General features: G+C 30.7%; 5 protein-coding genes. All 5 read left to right on the top strand.

The genetic code is table 11. The features are described from left to right. On the top strand, positions 1-561 hold a 561-nt coding region (locus H599_RS20965; RefSeq protein ID WP_035141894.1), incomplete at its 5' end, for a hypothetical protein. Positions 562-565: 4 nt separating this feature from the next. After that, positions 566-3,547 (top strand): hypothetical protein, encoded by a 2,982-nt coding sequence (locus H599_RS0117540; protein ID WP_026715320.1) that lies wholly within the window; start codon positions 566-568, stop codon positions 3,545-3,547. Between the two features lie 11 nt (positions 3,548-3,558). Next, positions 3,559-4,212 (top strand): hypothetical protein, encoded by a 654-nt coding sequence (locus tag H599_RS0117535; protein WP_026715319.1) that lies wholly within the window; start codon positions 3,559-3,561, stop codon positions 4,210-4,212. Between the two features lie 2 nt (positions 4,213-4,214). Next, positions 4,215-4,775 (top strand): metallophosphoesterase, encoded by a 561-nt coding sequence (locus H599_RS0117530; protein ID WP_026715318.1) that lies wholly within the window; start codon positions 4,215-4,217, stop codon positions 4,773-4,775. A 570-nt stretch (positions 4,776-5,345) separates the two neighbouring features. Further along, positions 5,346-5,831 (top strand): hypothetical protein (locus tag H599_RS20055; RefSeq protein WP_035141892.1); only part of this gene is annotated, 486 nt, incomplete at its 3' end.

The raw sequence follows: 5,831 nt of genomic DNA, 5'->3' as shown, positions 1-5,831 counted from the left end.
GTAGCCCGTGTAACCTACCTGACCGAAGCCATAGATGTGATGAACAATGCCGTTTCAGCCACAGGAAGTATCACTTCTGATACTAAAAGCAGCGTTTCAGCCAGTGGAGCAGTAACTCAGAGTAAAACCTACAACTTAGCGGAGCCGTATTACTATAATTTGAAATTGTTTACAGACAGTACGCAAACCATCACCGGACTGGAACTCAAAACCCTCGATGGTAGTATTCCTAACAAGATTATTCTGGGTATTACTAAGGAAGAAAACGACAGTATCAAAGCTTTGATTACAGCAAACATGAAAAACCCACGATTGTTCCTGATTGATCTTTTTGAAGATGGTAATGAGTTGCTTTCCCCTGAAGATATTAGCTATCAAAAATACCGCCTGGGTATTGTAGCCGAAAATACCGATGGCAAACTCGAATTATCAACTCCCGATACCGATGTAATGATATATTCTCTGGATCGAAAATACCATTTTTCTAAGGGGTATAGTGAGTATATGCCAGAGCAACAATTAGAGTCATTAACATTAGATTTAAACGTAATAGTTTTATAGAATTATGGAGAATCAAGCTGCAATATTAATTAATAATTCGGTTGTAAAGATTAGCAATTTTACTAATTTAACATATACGTTAGATGGTTTTTTATATGGCTTCACTGCGAACAATATACATTATGTACATTGTATTGAAAGTGATGTTATCAAAGAGAATCTGGAAATGTTTCAGCAATCAATACCTAAAGGTTATTATAATGAACAAAAGTTTTTAGAGTATAGATATGACAAATCCAAGCTAAGAGATTTTTTAGAAAGTAAATTTGATTCAAATTTTAAAGTTGCAACATATGGAGATATAATAAGTATAAAAAAAATCGCTTTATCAGAACCATATACAAATTCAGATGATTTTGGTTTTTGGCTTTCTTATACATTGGAATACAAAGGAGTTTCACTATTAAAAAAGGATGGGAGTATTTTAGAATCTACTATTTCTTTTCCTGAGAGTATGGAATTAGAACAAATCTCTAAGCAATTCTACAACGCAAATATACATCATGCTACAAAAGTAGGTCTGTCAGAAATCGAAAAGTATGATAGGGCTTTAATTATAGCTAAAATAGCTATAAATATTAATAATATTACAAGGATTATTTTTCCATTATTTGTAGGAGATACTGTTTTCAATCAAATAAAAACTAGTCAAAATAATCTTTGGGTGACAGATGTTTTTGAAAATCCTTCACAAGAAGATTTGCAAAAATATTTAGATGGAGTTTATAATTTTTCTAGATCAGGACGTTTGAATAAATTAAAAATTATTGAGGCTACTGGTACAGAAAAATTATATTGGTTGGTGATTGGGATGCCAATCACTGCTCTTAATATATTAACTGCGGTTTCTAAATTAAAATTGTTAGAATATATCGTAAGGAATGTTACTATTCGAGAAACAATTTTATTTAATAACGATAATGAGGCTTTAGTTTTGAGAATTGTGAAATCTGTTACTGAATCTCAAGCTGATGATTTTTTAGCAGGTTTAATAGATGATACAAAATATAGTTCGTTAAATAGCTGGTCCTTATTTAATCGATTGTTAAATGATGTAGATGATTCTTTTATCGGTATTGGAGACGACAATAGAAAAGGTTTAGTAATGTCTCTCTATTTAATCTGGCAAGTAAGTAGTTATAATCCTTATCAAAATGACACTTTTAGTCAAGCTAATTTGAATAAATTTGTTTATAATAAAAAATTTGGAACAAATCCTGATCCTTCAAAACCTGTTTTCGAAACCTTAATGGGGATTAACCCTCAAACATTAGATTTTAGTGCAAGTCCAATTACTTTTAACTATATTTCTAGTACAGCTTTTGGTTTCTATTTTGATAATTTTGATTTTTACAATACTGCAGCAGGGCTTGATGGAGATTCATTTAAATACGATATGAGATATTTTCTAAATGAAGATGATTATCCTAAAAATAAAATTATTGCTATTCAGGATAATTATAGAGCATCTGGAGAAAAAGGATTGTATGGTACCTATGATTATTATCAACCAGTATCATTAATTAATACAAATCAAAATGCAGCAATTAGCATTCCTGTAGTTAAAGGTAATAACAATCCAAGTGATGAAAATATAAACAGTCTTATTCCTATTTTTGTACTTAAATATATAGATGGTAAAAATAAAGAAAGTAATTTTGGCACAGGTATAGGATATTTTGTTGATATAGCATCTTTGTTTCTTGGAGGATATGGATTAGCAACAAAGATTAAATATTTGAGAACTCTCTCAGGGTTTACAGAAGCAATGTTATTAGGTACTGAAACAGGTTCTGGTACAGGGTTAGTCGTAAGTATGTATGTTGCTGCCGGTGCTGAAGCAATTAATTTTAGTGCAGCTACAATAAGTTTGTTTTTAAAAATAATTAGTACACCAGCAAACGCTGATGAACCGTGGCTTATTGATTTAAAAAATAAAGTAATGTGGCTCGAAATTCTTTCAGCAACAGGAAGTGCACTTGCTGAAGGAATGATTAGAAAGATATCTAAGAGTTTAGTAAATGAATTTAATGCAAATGGCTGGCCTATTGAATTTGTTTCGGATGCAAGAGGTATAAATGCGAGAAAGACTCTTGAAGATGTGTCTGGAATTGCCTATGATTTATCAGGTCTTCTTGTGAAAGAGTATGGGTATTTAAATCTAAGATTGATAGACAGAATTAAAGAAACAAAAGGAGGTTTTAGACCTAAACATTATAATTTGCATTTTAATGAAGAGAATATTAAAAATCTAATTGGACAAGCTATAGAAATGAAAATCTATAATAGGAAATTTATAGAAGATTTTATATTTATGAGTTGTCGAAACAGTAAATTATATACTTTTGAAGAATCTTTAACAATGATAAATTACTATGGAAAAGTTACATTGGTTAGGGGAACTCCAACGGGTTTTGCTAGTTTAAACGATTATAAGTTGTTTTGCAATCAACAAAAGACTTACTTAGACGATTATTGTGAAGCTATGGGAATAACGCCCTTAGAATATAAAGTTCAAGGTTCGGTGTTGTTTAAATCTCATCAGGATAATCCTATTGATTTGACTAATACGCCTGTTTTAATGAAAGGAGATCCTCCAGTAATTAATCCTCCGGATGATTTGGATCAAATTATATTTGTTAGTTATACCGATGGTATGAAATATGCAGAAAAAGTTAAAAAATATTGGGAAGATTATATTAAAACTTTAAAACCAGAAAATTTTAGTCATAAAGAATGGGAGGAAATACAGAATATTCCTAAACAAATTAAAAAAGCTGCTCAGCAAGGAATTATACATAAATTCAGGCTGATTCCTAACGGAAATATTAATTTTTTAGATGGTTTAAAAAATGCCGCAAAAAGAAATGATGGGACATCTATATTTTTTCCTCTGAATAAAGACGGAGTTTCAGAAGTTGGTGCTTCTATTATAATTAGAGGATCAAGTTTTGATATTTTACCTACAATGCCGTATAAATATTAAAATTATAACAAATGAGTTTAAAAATTGAATATAGAAATACATTGGGAAGTATAATAAACATTCAACAAAAAAATAATTTAGAAGATTATTATGAATTAAAATTTGTTGATAATGTTTTAAAAATAAAATTTTTGTTTTATGACAAAAAAATAGTTGAAGGTACTTATTTTATGTCATTAGATGAAAATATTAATACAGTTATAGGGACTTTAGATTCATCTCATAGGTGGGTTATAATGTCAGATAAGGAAATGATTAATGGTTATACAGTTTGGAAGAGAAACTTTGTAACTAATAATGTTTTAAGTGCTGTTTTTGATAAAGTTGTTTATGATTCTAAAAGTCGTAAGATAGCGGGGATAGGATATGATGCAAATGGAATGCCTACAAGGGGAGGAAGTAAAACTTTCTATTTTGGCGGTAGAAATATTATTTTTGATGAAGATGATATTGATGGAGTTTTTGATGATGATGCTGAAGTTATTTTTTATTTTGATGTTGATGGAACAATTAGGATTGATACTACTACAAATGTTTTTATAAAACCTTATGTTAGTCTTTCTAAATTTTTAGAGGAGCAACAAAATGGTCCTATTTTGAATTTAATGACTTCAGAAATGATAACTTATTTTACAAATTTTCAACCATTAGTACCCACTTTTTAAATATGAACAAAATATTTTTCACATCAGATCATCATTTTGGACATAAAAACATCAATAAGTTTTCAAATAGACCTTTTTCTACTGTTGAAGAAATGGATGAGGAATTAATTAAAAGATGGAATGAAAAAATAAGTCCAGAAGATGAAGTTTATCATATGGGCGATGTAGCTTTAATGTCTTCTGGTAAATTGAAAACTATTTTAGATAGGCTGAATGGAAAAATATATCTAATAAAAGGAAATCATGAAAGCTCTGCTTTAGCTTGTGCTTCTCGTTTTGAATGGATAAAAGATTATTATGAACTAACCGTAAAAGATGAAGAAGCTTATAAAGGCGAACAATTTATTGTCTTATTTCATTATGCCATTAAGGAGTGGAATGCTTCACATTATGGAACATGGCATTTGTATGGTCATTATCATGGTGGATTAGCAGATGACCCGACTTCCCGATCTATAGATATTGGTGTAGATTGTCATAATTTTTATCCTCTTTCTTATGAAGAGGTGAAAGAAATAATTTTAAAAAAGAATTGGCAAGCACCTTTTTATTTAAGGGATTAATCTCCGCTCTCGGAAGTATTCCTTTTTACTACTGGCGCTGCGCAAATGTCTCCTGACTTTGCGTAATAATTTAAAGCAATCAAACTTTGAATAAAATGATTGTATTTCATGAAACAGTATTCTAAATTTTACTATTTTTCTACAAAGAATGTTAAAAAGAATATGTAATTTGTAATCAAATGGTATCATACTTTTAGCCTCAATAAGCAAAGTGTCCTTACTTGTGTAGTTGAGGTAAAAAGTATCAAATAAGGCTCAAAACATTTTTGAGCCTTACAATTCGTAGCTTTTTTAAGCTAACAATCCCCACAACCACATATTTTATATACAATCCGGAACTTAGCCTATAAGTTTCGCTTACATACTATTGCCTAAATTGTTCTTAAGAAGAATATTTTAATAAAGGGAAATTTCCCTCTCCTTACAAATCTGTTTAACACCGGAATAGCATAGTTAAAGTGTTGAACAATAATTTTTTAAAGTCCTAATTAGGGTAAATATTTGTTCCTGTAAATACAAAATGCAATTTCTTATCAGGCATTTTCATTCACTAACTTCATACTACAACTTATGGCAATCGAGACCCATTTTTTTATAGAGACAGGAGGATTTCCTATACAGCTAGAGGAACAATCCTTTGGACCAAAATCAGCAACAAATTTTAGGGTAACATCCAGTTTTAACTTAACGGAACCTAAAAAAGCCTTTGCCATTTGTAAAGGGGTAGTTTTAGTTCAACCGCAAACAGGAGCGGGAAATGAAGAAAAAGTAAACCTCATTCTTCGTCCCTACAGCCAACCTTTCCCGGGACTAAATGTAAAATACTTCCTCTACAGAGGTTTACAACGGAGTGATTTTTTTACTACAGATTCCGCTCCTAAAATTATAGATTCCACAACAACAACTTCGGATTTTATCAAAAAGATCAACGAAGATTTTCATGCCTTTCATGACGGGCGCAAAGATGAGCAGGGCAATGCAATCCCGGTACCTGATTTTACGGCTAAATTTATTGGCTATGACGAATCCTTAACTGATTTATCGATTCCATTATCC

Origin of the sequence: Flavobacterium daejeonense DSM 17708, assembly GCF_000425425.1 — a bacterium.
Taxonomy (GTDB): domain Bacteria; phylum Bacteroidota; class Bacteroidia; order Flavobacteriales; family Flavobacteriaceae; genus Flavobacterium; species Flavobacterium daejeonense.
This window is presented reverse-complemented; position numbering and strand designations above follow the sequence as displayed.

Bases quoted from the DNA above. Each gene is read 5' to 3' on its own strand.
- H599_RS0117530 (WP_026715318.1), top strand. From the start codon at position 4,215: ATGAACAAAATATTTTTCACATCAGATCATCATTTTGGACATAAAAAC.
- H599_RS0117540 (WP_026715320.1), top strand. From the start codon at position 566: ATGGAGAATCAAGCTGCAATATTAATTAATAATTCGGTTGTAAAGATT.
- H599_RS0117535 (WP_026715319.1), top strand. From the start codon at position 3,559: ATGAGTTTAAAAATTGAATATAGAAATACATTGGGAAGTATAATAAAC.